Origin of the sequence: Pseudarthrobacter raffinosi (assembly GCF_023913835.1) — a bacterium.
Lineage (GTDB): Bacteria > Actinomycetota > Actinomycetes > Actinomycetales > Micrococcaceae > Arthrobacter > Arthrobacter raffinosi.
The window spans coordinates 36,239-51,139 of sequence record NZ_JAMXBG010000021.1; the positions used below are offsets into that span (position 1 = coordinate 36,239).

At 59.5% G+C, this 14,901-nt stretch carries 11 protein-coding genes; 8 read left to right on the forward strand and 3 right to left on the reverse strand.

Features of this window, described 5'->3' with window-relative positions:
* Nucleotides 1-450 precede the first annotated feature (450 nt).
* Nucleotides 451-1,872 (reverse strand): chromosomal replication initiator protein DnaA, encoded by a 1,422-nt coding sequence (gene dnaA / locus NG697_RS17655; RefSeq protein WP_056342735.1) that lies wholly within the window; start codon nucleotides 1,870-1,872, stop codon nucleotides 451-453.
* Between the two features lie 469 nt (nucleotides 1,873-2,341).
* Here dnaA and rpmH point away from each other — a divergent pair, with 469 nt between their 5' ends.
* The 8 genes from rpmH to NG697_RS17695 all read left to right on the forward strand — a co-directional run bounded on the left by rpmH (nucleotide 2,342) and on the right by NG697_RS17695 (nucleotide 8,060).
* Nucleotides 2,342-2,479 carry a 50S ribosomal protein L34 gene (gene rpmH / locus NG697_RS17660; protein ID WP_003800212.1) on the forward strand — a complete coding sequence of 46 codons (138 nt, stop codon included), beginning with the start codon at nucleotides 2,342-2,344 and terminating at the stop codon, nucleotides 2,477-2,479.
* Nucleotides 2,480-2,520: 41 nt separating this feature from the next.
* Nucleotides 2,521-2,931, forward strand: a complete 411-nt coding sequence (rnpA, locus tag NG697_RS17665) for a ribonuclease P protein component (RefSeq protein ID WP_056342732.1) — start codon at nucleotides 2,521-2,523, stop codon at nucleotides 2,929-2,931.
* The gene (yidD, locus tag NG697_RS17670; RefSeq protein WP_252600890.1) at nucleotides 2,924-3,319 is read left to right on the forward strand and encodes a membrane protein insertion efficiency factor YidD; all 396 of its coding nucleotides are present in this window, start codon (nucleotides 2,924-2,926) and stop codon (nucleotides 3,317-3,319) included. The genes rnpA and yidD overlap by 8 nt, the downstream gene beginning before the upstream one ends.
* Before the next feature lie 16 nt (nucleotides 3,320-3,335).
* Nucleotides 3,336-4,313, forward strand: a complete 978-nt coding sequence (gene yidC / locus NG697_RS17675) for a membrane protein insertase YidC (RefSeq protein WP_252600888.1) — start codon at nucleotides 3,336-3,338, stop codon at nucleotides 4,311-4,313.
* A complete protein-coding gene (locus tag NG697_RS17680; protein ID WP_252600885.1) occupies nucleotides 4,313-4,879 on the forward strand; it encodes a Jag family protein in 567 nt (188 codons plus the stop codon). Before yidC ends, NG697_RS17680 begins: the two co-directional genes overlap by 1 nt.
* A 20-nt stretch (nucleotides 4,880-4,899) precedes the next feature.
* On the forward strand, nucleotides 4,900-5,550 hold the full coding sequence (gene rsmG, locus NG697_RS17685; protein WP_252600882.1) for a 16S rRNA (guanine(527)-N(7))-methyltransferase RsmG: 651 nt from the start codon (nucleotides 4,900-4,902) through the stop codon (nucleotides 5,548-5,550).
* 86 nt (nucleotides 5,551-5,636) lie between these two features.
* Complete coding sequence (locus NG697_RS17690; protein ID WP_252600879.1) at nucleotides 5,637-6,710, forward strand: ParA family protein; 1,074 nt, start codon at nucleotides 5,637-5,639, stop codon at nucleotides 6,708-6,710.
* A gap of 66 nt (nucleotides 6,711-6,776) precedes the next feature.
* Complete coding sequence (locus NG697_RS17695; RefSeq protein ID WP_252611303.1) at nucleotides 6,777-8,060, forward strand: ParB/RepB/Spo0J family partition protein; 1,284 nt, start codon at nucleotides 6,777-6,779, stop codon at nucleotides 8,058-8,060.
* A gap of 5,276 nt (nucleotides 8,061-13,336) precedes the next feature.
* Here the strand turns inward: NG697_RS17695 and trxA are convergent.
* Together trxA and trxB are read right to left on the reverse strand one after the other, a co-directional pair.
* Nucleotides 13,337-13,663: a thioredoxin gene (gene trxA / locus NG697_RS17700; protein WP_252600874.1), complete on the reverse strand. Its 327-nt coding sequence runs from the start codon at nucleotides 13,661-13,663 to the stop codon at nucleotides 13,337-13,339.
* 37 nt (nucleotides 13,664-13,700) lie between these two features.
* Nucleotides 13,701-14,657 (reverse strand): thioredoxin-disulfide reductase, encoded by a 957-nt coding sequence (gene trxB / locus NG697_RS17705; protein ID WP_252600871.1) that lies wholly within the window; start codon nucleotides 14,655-14,657, stop codon nucleotides 13,701-13,703.
* Nucleotides 14,658-14,901: the final 244 nt, after the last annotated feature.

The following is a 14,901-nucleotide window of genomic DNA, read 5'->3' on the forward strand; positions in this document are numbered from 1 at the left end:
CAACAACGGAACCTGCATGGTTCATCGAGTGCTGAACCACAAAGAAACCCGAGGATGGGAGCGCTGCTGACAGCTTAGCCGGAAGACGGCTGATTAACCCATCCCCGGTCAGGACGCCTGGGGTCCGGAGGCCCTTGGGCCTGGGCCGGTTCGGGGTGCGGATCGAGATTGTTATTTGAGGGAAATCAATTTATTGGGATTAGAAGTGTTAATAACTGCTGTGGATACTGTGGATAACTCGATCCGGCCGCAGGATCCAGCGGTTAAGCCCTGTTCATGGATTGTGGGTGACGCAGGTTTTAAACAGGCTGTGGATGGGGATAACAATTTTTGGGTTTTCGCTGATCCACAGGCGGCTTAAGGGTTTTAAGCCCATTAAGTTCGGTTGTCCCCTTAAGTATCCACAGGGTTATCCACATGCACCTGTTAATAAGGTATAGAGACGACGGCTTAGGAGTTGCGCTGCTGCTGCTTGATCCTGTTGGTGAGTTCGGTGACCTGGTTGTAGATCACACGACGCTCAGCCATCAGCTCACGGATTTTGCGGTCCGCGTGGATCACAGTGGTGTGGTCGCGGCCGCCGAGTTCCTGGCCGATCTTCGGCAGGGACATGTCCGTGAGCTCGCGGCAGAGGTACATGGCGATCTGCCGGGCGGTCACCAGCGTGCGGGTCCGGGACTTGCTGCAGAGTTCCTCCATGGTGAGCTTGAAGTACTCCGCCGTCTGGATCAGGATCTGGCTCGACGTGATTTCCTGGGCGCCGTCGTCCGTGATGAGGTCCTTGAGGACCATCTCAGCCAACGCAACATCGACCGGCTGGCGGTTCAGGCTGGCGAATGCCGTCACCCGGATCAGTGCGCCCTCGAGTTCGCGGATATTGCTGGAGATCTTGGAAGCGATGTATTCCAGGGCATCGTCCGGGGCGGAGAGACCTTCGCTGAGCGCCTTCTTCCGCAGGATGGCGATGCGGGTCTCGAGCTCGGGCGGCTGGATGTCGGTGAGGAGGCCCCACTCGAAGCGAGACTTCATCCGGTCCTCGAAACCTGCCAGCTGCTTGGGCGGCAGATCCGAGGTGATGACCACCTGTTTGTTGTTGTTGTGCAGGGAGTTGAACGTGTGGAAGAACTCCTCCAGCGTCCGGTCCTTGCCGGCCAGGAACTGGATGTCATCGATCAGCAGCACGTCCACGTTGCGGTACGTGGTCTTGAAGCTGGCGCCTTCGTCATCGCGGATGGAGTTGATGAAGTCGTTGGTGAACTCTTCGGAGTTCACGTACCGGACCCGGATTCCGCTGTACAGGCGGCGGGCATAGTGGCCGATCGCGTGCAGGAGGTGGGTCTTGCCCAGCCCGGAATCACCGTAGATGAACAGCGGGTTGTAGGCCTTGGCGGGCGCTTCGGCCACGGCCACGGCAGCTGCATGGGCAAAGCGGTTGGACGAACCGATCACAAAGGTATCGAAAACGTACTTGGGGTTCAGCCGGCCGAACTCGTGGGAAGTGCTCGGCAGCATCGGCTGCGGCTTCTGTTCGATCAGCTGGTCCGGCGAGTAGGAAGGTTCGACGACGGGTTCCGGCTCCGTGTGAAGGGGCACCAGATCGGTGTCCACGTCGATTGCGCAGCGGATGTCCTCGGAGAAAACGTTATGCAGGGCGTCATCCAGGGCGTCCTTGACCTGGGTCTGAAGGACTTCACGGGTCAGTTCGTTGGGTACGGCCACCAGGAGGGTGGATCCGATCAGGCCCTGGGCCTGCGCCAGGATGACAAAGCCCCGCTGCCGTGGAGATACGCGGTCGTCCTGCTCGAGCAGGCTCACAACCCGACGCCAGGAACTTCCGACAGTATTGGCGTGGTTGGCTTCGTCTACTGTCATCAATCAGTTCCTCAAAACTTGCGTGCCTGCATTACGTGCAGCCCCAAGTCCCGAACCAGGACTCTGGTTCAGCTTCATCCACAGGGTTATGCACAGTCCGTGGATAATCGGCTACTGAGCCACTCTAGGGGAACAAAAGGCCAGAAGATAGCTGGGAAGTACCTTGTGGATAATTACACCGATGTGGTTCGAAAACAGGCCTTGTGAGCCACTTCATCCACAGGCTGTGGGGCCAGGTTAACCACAGCCGGGGACAGGGACGCAGGGGTACCCCGGTTTGACTCTGGCAGGCATTTTGCCCTAACGTTGTGAAGTCCTTTGTGTACGCTTTTTGGCCCCTTCTGAATCTCTCTGACGCACCGCGTTGGAGCAGCCGGGGGAAGCGTGCATATACAAAACTTAGCGTCGGCCAGTTCTTCCCCTTTTACTGATCGGGTGGGCGCACCTTTGATCCACTGGAGTAACTAACGTGAGCAAGCGGACTTTTCAGCCGAATAACCGCCGTCGAGCCAAGAAGCACGGCTTCCGCCTTCGTATGCGTACCCGTGCCGGCCGTGCCATCCTGGCAGCCCGTCGTGGCAAGGGCCGCACCGAACTGTCGGCCTAGATAACTGACTCGTCGGTTTAACTTTTCTTTGCGAGTTTAAGGTGCTGGCCACCCGTAACCGTTTGAGGACTGCAACCGATTTTTCAACAACTGTACGTTCCGGTGTCCGCAATGGACGCCGGAACGTAGTGTTATATGCGGCAGCTATTGCTGCCGACGAACCCAGCCGGATCGGGTTCATCGTTTCCAAAGGTGTCGGGAACGCTGTGGTCAGGAACCTCGTTAAGAGGAGACTGAGAGAAGCCGGTGCTGCCTCGCTGCGCGAGTACGGTACCGGGTTCGCCATAGTGGTCCGGGCGCTGCCTGCGTCCGCTGCCGCCAGCTGGGATCAACTGCTGGCGGACTACAACGCCGCACTGGAATCAACCATGAGCCGGTTGGGCAGCCGCCTTCCGCGGGCTGCTGTAAACGGTTCGACCGGTACAACACAGGAAGGGACACAGCGTGCGTAAGGTAACTGCCGCCGTCGTCCACTCCCTTCATCCTGTTGCTGCCGCCGTGGGCACCTTCCTCTGGAACCTGCCCAGAAACATTCTTATTCTGCTGCTGATGGCATACCGCAAGGTGATTTCTCCCTTGTATGGCCAGGTCTGCCGTTTCTTTCCTTCCTGCTCGGCGTACGCCCTTGAAGCGATCACTGTCCATGGGGCGGTGAAGGGCAGCTGGCTTGCAGCCCGTCGCCTTGTGCGCTGCCATCCGTGGAATGCCGGTGGTGTGGACCATGTCCCCGCCGGCCACCGCCACTGGCCCGATCACCGGACCCCCACAATTGTTGTGCTGAACAACCCGGACAAGTACCTGGCTGCTCAGACTGATGGAGAAGGCCGCCTTGCGGCCTGACGAATAGGGATATCGTATGGACTTCTTTGAAACAATCATGTTTCCGTTCAAGTGGCTGGTTTCCATCATCATGGTGGGCTTCCACGAGGGCCTGACTGCGATCGGCCTGCCTGCGGCCAACGGCTGGACCTGGACACTGTCCATCATCGGGCTGGTGCTGGTGATCCGTGCCGCCCTGATCCCCGTTTTCGTCAAGCAGATCAAGGCGCAGCGCGGCATGCAGCTGTTGCAGCCGGACCTGAAGAAACTCCAGGACAAGTACAAGGGCAAGACTGACCAGCTTTCCCGCCAGGCCATGGCGCAGGAACAGATGGCCATGTACAAGAAGCACGGGACCAACCCGTTCTCGGCCTGCTTGCCCATGCTGATCCAGATGCCGTTCTTCTTCGCGCTGTTCCAGGTGCTCTCCGGCATCAGCTCCAACGCCAAGGCGGGTGTGGGTGTCGGTGCGATGAGCCACGACCAGGTGGTGCAGTTCGACGAATCCAGCATCTTCGGTGCTCCGCTTTCCGCCACCCTCCTGCATGGAGGAGGAGGCGACGCGCAGTTGGCTGTCAACATCCTGTCGATCGTGATGATCCTTGCGATGACGGCTTCGCAGTTCATCACGCAGAAGCAGATCATGGCCAAGAACATGTCCGAAGAGGCCATGGCCAGCCCTTTCATGCGCCAGCAGAAAATGATGCTGTACATCCTGCCGCTCGTGTTCGGCGTGGGTGGCATCAACTTCCCCATCGGTGTCCTTATCTACTGGACCACCACCAACCTCTGGACCATGGCGCAGCAGTTCTTCGTCATCCGCCGCATGCCGACGCCGGGATCCCCAGCCGCCAAGGCACTCGCCGAACGCCGTGCGGCCAAGGGCCTGCCGGTCCTGCCCATTCTGGGCGGGAAAAAGGCCGACGCCGAAGCGGAGGCAGCTGCCGCAGCTGCGGTCCTCGAGCAAAAGGGACAGCGCGTCCAGCCACAGCGTAAGAACAGGAAGAAGAAGTAATGTCAGCCGAGAGCACCGAACACGCCCTTTCCGACGAGATCATTGACGATCAGGACGAAGCCTCGACCGACGCCGATGCTTCGCCCAAGGGATCCGCTGCCAGCCGCCTCGAAGAGGAAGGCGACGTTGCCGCCGATTACCTGGAGGAACTCCTTGATATCGCTGACATCGACGGCGACATTGACATTGAAGTCCGGAACGGCCGCACTTACATTTCCATCGTTGCCGAGGAAGGAACTGATGGTCTCGACAGCCTCGTAGGCGAAGACGGCGAAGTCCTCGAAGCCCTTCAGGAACTGACCCGGCTCTCTGTTCTCTCCGCAACGGAGAACCGTTCACGCCTGGTCCTGGACATCAACGGCTACCGTCAGCAGCGCGCCGTCCACCTGCAGAAGATCGCCGAGGATGCGGCAGCTGCGGTCAAGGAGTCCGGCAAAGCCGTGGCACTGGAGCCGATGAGTGCCTACGAACGCAAAATCGTTCATGACGCCGTCGCTGACCTGGGACTCGTCAGCGAGTCCGAGGGCGAAGGCGCCGGGCGTCACATCGTAGTATCCGCAGACTAGAGAATGCTGAACCGCTAATCATGGTTGACATCACGGCAGCAGAATTGCTGGCGGCCGAGAAGATTTTCGGTGACCGCCTGGACCTGGCCAAACGCTACGTGGAGCACCTGGCCACGTCCGGAACCGAACGCGGGCTGATCGGGCCGCGTGAGATCCCACGGTTGTGGAGCCGGCATGTCCTTAACTGTGCCGTTATCGAAAGCGAGATCGCGCACGGCAGCCATGTTGCCGACGTCGGAAGCGGAGCCGGACTTCCCGGACTTTGCCTCGCGATCGCGCGTCCGGATCTCCAGCTGACACTGATCGAGCCGCTGGAGCGCCGGGTGATCTGGCTCCAGGAAGTGGTGGACGATCTCGGCCTGACAAACGTCACGGTGATGCGGACGCGCGCGGAGCTTGCGGTTGGCATGGTGGACGCTGATGTTGTGACTGCCCGGGCTGTTTCCGCGCTGAGCAACCTCGCCGGTCTGACCATCCCCCTGCTCGCCGGCAAGGGTGAAGTTGTGGCCATTAAGGGACGCAGTGCAGGCGAGGAAATCGAAAAAGCAGCGAAGGTCATCCGGAAACTCGGTGGCGTCCAGACTTCTGTAGTGACTGTCGGTGAAAACCTCCTGGAGGAACCCACCACGGTGGTACGGATCGTCGTTAACAAGTCCCGAAAGTTCTCCTAGTCCTGGCCCGGTAGCCTTGGTCTGCAGGGCGAAGCGGTTAGGCTAGACAACGGCAGCAAAAGCCGAACGAGAGTGAGTGTGTCCCAGTGACCAGTAGCGAAGCCTCCACACAACGGATACCCCCGTTTGTGTCTTTGGGGTCAGCACGATCAGTTGCTGGCATGGGCATGGGTTCCGCGCCCGGACGAGGGGAAAGTCACCCTAATCCGGTTGCGGAAATGGCAATTCTTGCGTCTGTTTCACGTGAAACAACAACGGGTGGCCGGATCAACGTTATGGACACCATGGACGATTCCAGTCCTATCGCCCGGGAACTCGCGCACGAGACCAGGCGCCGCGAACGGCTGGTTGGCCGGAAACTTCCCAAGCCGGAGAAGACCCGTATCTTTACGGTGTCCAACCAAAAAGGCGGCGTGGGCAAGACCACCACCACCGTGAACATCGCTGCTGCCCTGGCCGCAGCCGGCCTGAACGTCCTGGTCATTGACATCGATCCCCAGGGCAACGCCTCCACCGCCCTCGGCGTCGAGCACCATGCCGATGTGGACAGCATCTATGACGTCCTCATCAACGATTTCCCTCTCGCTGACGTCGTGGCCCCCTGCCCGGACATCAGCAACCTGATCTGTGCTCCTGCCACCATTCACCTGGCCGGCGCGGAGATTGAGCTTGTTTCGCTTGTGGCCCGTGAACAGCGGCTCCGCCGGGCGATCGACGTCTATGCCAGGACCCGGGCAAAGAACGGCGAAGAACGCCTCGACTACATTTTCATTGACTGCCCGCCCAGCCTCGGGTTGCTCACGGTTAATGCCTTCTGTGCTGCCGGTGAGGTCCTTATCCCTATCCAGTGTGAGTACTACGCACTGGAAGGCCTCAGTCAGCTCCTCAAGAACATCGAGATGATCCAGAAGCACCTGAATGCGGATCTGGTGGTCTCCACTATTCTCCTCACGATGTATGACGGACGGACCAACCTTGCAGCCCAGGTGGCAGCCGAAGTTCGCCTGCACTTCCCCGAGCAGGTCCTTGGTGCTGTAGTCCCCCGCTCCGTGCGGATTTCAGAAGCTCCGAGCTACCAGCAAACCGTCATGACGTACGATCCTTCCTCCAGTGGAGCCCTGTCTTACCTGGAAGCCGCAGCCGAAATCGCTGAACGCTAGAATCTTCAAGAACTGCAACAACCGGAGTCCGGCAAGGTCTGACTCTTCCATCGGAGGGATTTATCCATGAGCGAAAAGCGACGTGGCCTAGGCCGCGGTCTTGGCGCACTCATTCCAAGTTCCGCCGGTAGTGCGTCGGGCAACGGCGGCGCTGTGTCGCGGCCTGTGGATCTCTTCTTCCCTGAAGGCCGTAAGAAAGTCGTGTCCCCTGATGACGCTTCAGGAAATGGTGGGGCAGCTTCAGATGCTTCATCTTCGGAGTCGGTTGCTTCCGAGTCGGATGCGCCGGCCCAGGCCAACGACGCATCGGTAACGAAGAAAGCAGCTGCGCCGAGAACGGCCTCCCCCGCGAATCCGCCAGCCAAGGCAGCAGAGAAGCTGCCGGCCGCAAAAGCTCCTGTAAAGGGCGGTGCAGCTACATCAACGGTGGACGGTTCGCCCATGCCGGTTGAAGGCGCGACTGGCGAGTCTGTGTCCGAGGCACCTGTATCCCAGAGCAGTACGCCGGATAACGGTGTTGACCTCGTGGAAGTCCCCGGCGTGCGTTTTGCTGAGATTCCGGTCACCGACATCCATCCGAACCGTAAACAGCCCCGTTCAGTCTTCGATGACGATGACATGGCGGAGCTCATCCACTCCGTGCGCGAAATCGGCGTCCTCCAGCCAATTGTGGTTCGTACTTCAACCGAAGAAGGTGGAGAACCGTACGAGCTGGTGATGGGTGAGCGTCGCTGGAGGGCAGTACAGGCGGCCGGGATGGCGACCATCCCTGCCATTGTCCGGGACACCACTGATGATGACCTCCTCAGGGATGCACTGCTGGAGAACCTGCATCGCAGCCAGTTGAACCCGCTCGAAGAGGCTGCGGCCTACCAGCAACTGCTTGAAGACTTCGGAACCACTCACGAGCAGCTTGCGGACCGCATTGGCCGTTCACGTCCCCAGGTTTCGAACACGCTGCGTCTCCTCAAACTTCCGCCCCTGGTTCAGCGTCGTGTGGCGGCCAGCGTTATTTCCGCTGGCCACGCGCGCGCGCTGCTCGCCCTGCCGGATGCAGCAGCCATGGAACGCCTCGCCCAGAAAATCGTGGCTGAAGGCATGTCTGTTCGGGCAACCGAAGAGGCCGTCACTCTCTATCAGGATCCTGCGAAGCCTGCCAAGAACAACATCCCTCGTCCGGGAGCCCGCCATGAGCGCCTGGACTATCTGGCATCCTCGCTGTCAGACCGCTTGGACACCAACGTCAAGATTTCCCTGGGTGTCCGCAAGGGGCGTGTCAGCATTGAATTCGCCAGTGTTGAAGACCTGAACCGCATCATGGAAGTTCTTGCGCCAGGATCTGAAAACTAGCGTTCTCTGTTCAAAGAAGGGCCTGTTTCACGTGAAACAGGCCCTTCTTTCGTCTGTATCGACGCCATCTTAGCATTCCGGAGCTGATACTGGCGTGGCCATGGTGGTTGTGACGCGCCCCGGGCTCGAGCCCGCGGTCCGCATGGGGTACCCCTCTGGGCCCGATGAAATAGTTCCGTTGTGGGACGCGAGTTTGGCATTGTCTGCTGCCTTCGACTCCTCTAAAGACTGGAGTCCTCCAAAGACTGGTCTCCTCCAACGACTGTCGTCTCTGCTTGTGTTCCCGCTGCAGCGGTGGACTTCTGTGGCTCCGGGTTGCTGACGCACTGGAGGTGGGCACTGAGGGCGATGTAGATGGCGGAGCGCGAACTCTCGAGACGGCGATCAGGCAGGAGTGGTGGATTCGACGGATCGCTGGACACTCCGATGCGACTCGTGATGCTTGTCACCCAATGGGTTCCGTTGCTCCGAAGCAGTGAAGAATGCGTCGATTCGCACATTTCCAATCAGTCCGTGCGGTGCCTATCCTGCCAAGCGGCGGGAACACCGTCATCGTTGCGCTTGCCCCGATCTGTTCCAGGGATCTGGTGTGCAGTGTACGTACCCGTGCAGATGTTGGCCTTAGCCTGCGGCTAACTCGTTGACTACGGGGATGCGCCAGGGTGGACGTCTCCCCCGGAGACCTGTCGCGAGATAGTCTTCTGACCTTCAATCTGCTTCGGCAACATCCGGGTGGGTTCGGCAACGTCCGGGTTCGGCAACGTCTGGTCCAGATGGGAAGGCGCCTCGCGGTTGCTGTTTCACGTGAAACATCAACAGGGTATGCGCCGGATCTAGGCGGCGGCGCCATCGAGAACGAACATGAAGTTGGTATAATCTAAAGTCCTCGGCCAGTGATGTCGCCGGCGCGTCACCTACGCTGCGGCTGCGGAAGTGAATTCGGTTTTCCAGCATCCGAGGGGCTTCGCCCGCAGCCAAAGCGGTGGCTAAAAAACTCCTGCAGAAGCAGTTCACCAAGCTTCGTGAGGGTAGCCGAGATTGCTGAGCAGGTTCGGCCTACGCCCAGCCGTCTTCTAAATGGTTTCACGTGAAACATCGTGACGAGTCCAGCTCACCGTGCCTGGCATCTCCCCACGGCCCCGACACACCGATACCCCGACGTCCTCACGGCGCCGGCGAGCTGGCTGCGTCTCGGATTGTAAACTTGCAGCCCAAGCGCCCTCCCATCTCGATCGCCGTGGGAACAGAGACAATTCCCAGACCTTGGAGTTGACGGCTTAGAGCCTACTATGGCCTCTTCACCCCTCGAGGATAATGCCGCCCCCAATCCCCCGGCCGGCAGTGACGCCCGCCACTGGTTATATCCTGCTGACCCAGCGCATGCCCGCCCAGGGTTCTGGGAGCTTGGGAAGCCGTCCAGAGGGCTAGTATCCAGCGGAGAGCCATGGCCGGGGTCCAGCATGTCCCGTTCCGTGGTGGCCCCAACCCTGACGCCTGAGTTCCACTCGCCGGGCAGTTAGCCTGAACAGATAGCTTCCTGGCGCATCCGAGGACTTTTGAGCTGGCGCACGCCGGCGCACCGGTAGCACCGGTAGCATCGGTTGAGGCAGGCAGGCAGGCAGGCAGGCAGGCAGGCAGGCAGGCAGGCAGGCAGGCAGGTACGACCGCGGCCCCCAACCGGGCCTTTCATCAAATAGTCTTCTGTGGAGACGGTACGTCGACGAATTGAATCTGCAGGGCGCCTCGATACACACCAATCTCAGGAGGGCGCATCGATCCCCTGGCTGGGCCAACAGTGTCGCCGGCTGCCTCATACGGGACCACCACCCTGGGCAGGACTGCGACACTCCAAGTCGTTACAGCATGACTCTGGCAGTGCGCCATAGTGCGTCTCTGGACCAGCTCCGCAACTTGGCTTCGCCCCTCTAGGACCTGACCGCGGGGTGCACAGAATTGGCCCAGTCCGGGAGTGTCCGGGAGTGGAAGGAATTGGTGCAAGCCGAGTCGTCTTGCTGTGCAGCAGTTTGAGACAGGCGGGACCGTCCGGAAAGGTTCGGATCCGACGGGGAAGCGACCACAACTGCAACCACGTCAGATCATGGCCCGGCTGAAGATGAATCAGCTAGCCAGGCGGACAGCAGCCTGGTTTGAGGGAAAGGGAGTATCCGAAAGATTATGTTTCCGTGGCCCACTCTTCATCATCGTGTGCGGCAAACTTGCCACAACAAGAGATGGAGCCAGGACAGGCTTGGGCCCGTAGGTGTGAATTGCATGGTGGATATCGTTGTGGATAACTTTGTGGATAGATTGCTTGGTGGCAGGCATCACGAAGAGATTTGGCCCACACGAGCGGATCCTGCAACGAGCGGTACGCACGAGCATTGGATAGCGCCTGCAGTCCCGTTTCACGTGAAACATTACCAAGGTCGATTCAGACTCTCTTTCGGGACGGAAAGCGACTTCAATAGTTGGATTTCCGGCGATATTTCCAGTCCAACGTGAGCATGCGCTTCGTCCGTGGTAGTTGTCCTGGAGCAAAGCCGGCTCGAGGGTGTCGGCTGATCTAAAGGACGGCACTAGGGGTCCTGCATCCACGATTTGCAGACCGGTGGATAAGCCTGTGGATATCAGTGTGGATATCAGTGTGGATAACATTTGGGGATAACTTCGAAGTCGGTGGACATCAACGCGATTGAACCCTCCAGTCGAACCGAACAGTCACACTTCCGATGGATACGATTCCGTCATCCGCTGACATTCGTCACCTGCTCTAGGTCTTTGGGGTGGAGTTGGTCGGGCACCTAGGGCTCCGCCCTTCGGACAGGAAAGTCGGTATTGGCCAGCTGGCTCATGACCTGCCCACGCGTGTTGTTCCGGTCGGGAGCTGCAGTGCGGACTGACATGTTAAGACCGAGCAGGCGGTTCCGATACCGTCCTTCGCTGACAACCGAGCAAGTTGGCTCTGGTTCTGTCCTGCGCTGACTGGACGGCAACCGTAGCGATCTTGCGAACAGAGATGTGCGTAGCGGCGAAGCCACAACGCCTATTTTGGCCACGGGCAGGTACACGGCGATCACCTTCGTCCAGTCCTGGTTCAGGCTGACGGTCCCCCATCGACGCAGCAGGCCGGAGGGCTTGGGCGAGGGCTCAGCCGTCACGCAAGCGTCTATAGAGCCCGGTGGCAGGATTGAGGGCGCCCGGCAGTGTCTAGAATTCCTGCGGTGAGGAGAGTATTCCTCGTGTGCCTGGGCTGTGTACGGGTTGTCCGGGTGTCTACGACGCGTCGGTCGTGGAGCAACCAGGTTGACGTGGGGATGCGGCCAGTTGGCAGTTGGCCTCAGAAGATAGCATCGAGCACATGCGAAGCCGGCGTCCTTAGCATCCATCCCGGGAAGCTTGGTCGGAGATTTCGCTCAGTTTGTTACACGTGAAACAGTACGCTCGAGGTCTTGCCATCCGCGAAGCCGTCGCCGGGGCGGGACTGTTTCACGTGAAACAGTCCGGCGTAGAAGAACATCCGTGTCCTCGTGCCGTCTTTGCCGGCCCGCACCCGTGGCGCGCATGAGGTCTTCTGGTATGGCCCGTCTCTTGGCATGGGCCCGCTGAGACGACCACGGCGTTGTGAAGGGGTGCGGCCCCAACAAGTGGGTGTCGAGACCGGCGTGGGCTGCGGCCGAGGGCAATATCGGGCTTGGACAATCTCCGCATGTGCTTCCCATTCGGGCCATCGGCATCAATGGACATCTCGGACAATACGAACGACGATCCCGATGGACCCACCAGCGCAGCGAGTACAGACTGAATGCGCTGCGCGTGCCCTATCCGTACGGCCCCTGAATTACCACCCGAGGCTGCAGGTATCGGCGGAAGGGCATAGTGAGTCTCCAGGCCGACGGTCTCGAATTCGTCCGCAGGCACCTTGTCTGTGCTGGCGGGTTCCCAACGCTGTGTGAGTATGCTCCCGGGGGTCGCTGAATCTTGAGTTGCGCGCTGCTGTGTCGTCGACATGCTGTGGACAAGACTGGACTGTTGAAACTGGTCAGGCTGGCACTGAACTGGATACCGTCGCGGCAGGATACCGACGTGCTGTGGTTTGGCGATGAGACTTGTGCGCATTTTCGATCAGGAAGTCGTTTTCGAGAGTGGCCAGTCAGTTACGAGGGGACGGTGCCATTTGATGTCGGGGATCTATTCCAATTGCTCGGATCCTAGCGTCATAACGGTCACCTGGCGTCCCCGGCGTTCCTTGGCTGCCCCCGTCCAGCGACGACTCCCCCGACCAGCCCCGATTCCTCCAACCACCGGCGTTGACTCTGACCACACCCTTGGAGCCGTGATCTTCTAGGCGTCAACTGCGAGAATCGGCGTTTGATTTAGACCATGGACGGCCAGCGAGGCTGGAACGCCGGCCTGGTCAGGGTGCTTCCGGTAGTCTGATGCTCCGGTTCCATATTGTCCTCCGCAAGGTGAAATGGGGCGTCAAGGCCACTAGGCCACCTAATCTAATTGGCATTCGCTGCTCAGAGTTCGATCCAATCTCTGAGTGCGCCGCGGGTATTCTCCTCAGCGAATGGACGGGACGCAATACGGCGACATCGCGTGAACCAGATCCTTGAGGACTGGCTCCAAATGCCGTCGGGCAGGCCAATAGGACTGAAGGGAGCAGACTCACGCAGGCTTCGGCCGTGTTTCACGTGAAACATAGTGCGGGGTACGCATCAGTGCGCAGAGTGTGACCGTCACGAAAGTGGAAGCCTGGGTTGATTGATTTACCGTCGTGAGCCGAACTGAACTCAGCTGAGTTCAAGTATGTCGAACTGAATCGCTGCGGCATTGTCGTGCGGCAAGGGCACTCGGATGTAAGGATCAGCATGCACTGACGCCGAAGAAATTTAGTCCGTCCGGCGAGCATGGCCACACCGTACGCCGCATGGCTTGGCGAATCGTCGATGTTCGCATGAATCCATGTTTCGCGATCGCCAATGTTTCACGTGAAACAACAATCCGAATCCGGAAAGGCGAACTCTAGGATGGCGCCGGGGACGTCTGACCGGAATTTACAGCCCACTCTCCCTCATTGATAAGACACTCATCCCTGTACTGGGTCTCCTGGAGCGACTCTGAGCAATCAGTGAAGTTAGGAAACAATTGACGGTTGATGCAATGTGGTTGTGCTTCCACGGGCCAGGTCTTAAAGGCCCGTGGCCACCGCTTCATGGAAGCAGTGGCCACAGGACGGTGTCACTGGTCACATGGGACCGAAGTCCCCTACCTGATTAGGAAAGGACGTCCGCAAATTCCTTTTCGAAGAACTGCTTCGGCCTCGCGCCGATAACAGTGCTCTTCACCTGGCCGTCCTGGAAGAGGTAAACGGCGGGGATGGACGTGATTCCGTACTCGGCGGCGATGGCGGGGTTGTCGTCGACGTTGAGCTTGACGACACTAACCTTCTCGCTGTATTCGACCGAGATCTCGTCGAGGATGGGTCCCAGCTTGCGGCAGGGGCCGCACCATTCAGCCCAGAAGTCCACAATTACTGGCTTGTCGGCGGACAGTACGTCCGCAGCAAAACTTGCATCTGTTACGTCTTTAGCGTTGCTCATAACCTTGTCTCTCTCTTCGAACGGCGGGTACGCGGATTTACGCGTGAAGGTCTGCGAGGTAGTGTTCCACGTCGATCGCGGCAACACATCCGGAACCGGAGGCCGTGATGGCCTGACGGTAGGTGGGATCAACAACATCGCCGGCGGCGAAGACGCCAGGGATGCTGGTCTTGGAACTCCGGCCCTCGACGGCGATGGTACCGGCCGCCGTGATCTCCAGGGAGTCCTTGACCAGGTCGGTGCGGGGGTCGTTTCCGATGGCGACGAAGACGCCGGTGACGGCGAGGTCGGACACGGTGCCGTCCTTCAGGTTCTTGATCTTGAGCCCGGTGACTTTGTCCGATCCGATGACGTCGTCAACGGAGCTGTTCCAGATGAACGAAATCTTGTCGTGGGCCAGAGCACGGTCCGCCATGATCTTGGAAGCTTTGAGTGTGTCGCGGCGGTGCACAACGGTGACGGACTTGGCGAATTTGGTCAGGAAGAGGGCTTCTTCCATGGCCGAGTCTCCTCCGCCGATGACCGCAATGTCCTGGTCCTTGAAAAAGAAACCATCGCAGGTTGCACACCAGCTCACGCCGTGGCCGGAGAGGCGCTTTTCGTTCGGGAGGCCCAACTCACGGTAAGCGGATCCGGTGGACAGGATGATGGCCCGCGCACGGAAGGTCTCGCCGGTACCGATGGTGACAGTCTTGATGTCGCCGTTGAGGTCCAGTGCTGTGACGTCCTCGAACTGGATTTCCGTTCCGAACCGCGCTGCCTGCTTCTCGAAGTTCTCCATGAGGTCCGGCCCCATGATGCCTTCGGGGAAGCCAGGGTAGTTTTCGACGTCGGTGGTGTTCATCAGTTCGCCGCCGGCGGTAACTGATCCGGCCAGAAGCAAGGGCTTCAGGTTGGCGCGCGCCGTGTAGACAGCGGCCGTGTACCCGGCCGGGCCCGAGCCGACGATGATGACATCACGTACTTCGGACGCGGTGTTTTCTGCGTTGCTCACTGAACGGTGAACCTCTTCCTTAGTCGATGCGCCGGCTTTTGCGGCCGGCCACATGGCACAACTGAATCTAGGTGGTGAATATTCCGGGCGTCGCGCGAACGGAGGAACCATCAGCGGTCATAGCCCCGTCATGTGGACGGGACGCCCTTCCAGATTACCGTCTGAAAACAGCTGAGCCGCGTCTGATACTTCGGAGCAATACTCCGGGCAGAACAGACGCGGCTCAACGGGAACGACGCAGGTG

What these genes read in the sequence shown, in the direction of transcription:
- dnaA (WP_056342735.1), bottom strand. Translation starts at nt 1,872, where the DNA reads ATGACAGTAGACGAAGCCAACCACGCCAATACTGTCGGAAGTTCCTGG.
- yidC (WP_252600888.1), top strand. Translation starts at nt 3,336, where the DNA reads ATGGACTTCTTTGAAACAATCATGTTTCCGTTCAAGTGGCTGGTTTCC.
- NG697_RS17680 (WP_252600885.1), top strand. Translation starts at nt 4,313, where the DNA reads ATGTCAGCCGAGAGCACCGAACACGCCCTTTCCGACGAGATCATTGAC.
- rsmG (WP_252600882.1), top strand. Translation starts at nt 4,900, where the DNA reads ATGGTTGACATCACGGCAGCAGAATTGCTGGCGGCCGAGAAGATTTTC.
- NG697_RS17695 (WP_252611303.1), top strand. Translation starts at nt 6,777, where the DNA reads ATGAGCGAAAAGCGACGTGGCCTAGGCCGCGGTCTTGGCGCACTCATT.
- trxA (WP_252600874.1), bottom strand. Translation starts at nt 13,663, where the DNA reads ATGAGCAACGCTAAAGACGTAACAGATGCAAGTTTTGCTGCGGACGTA.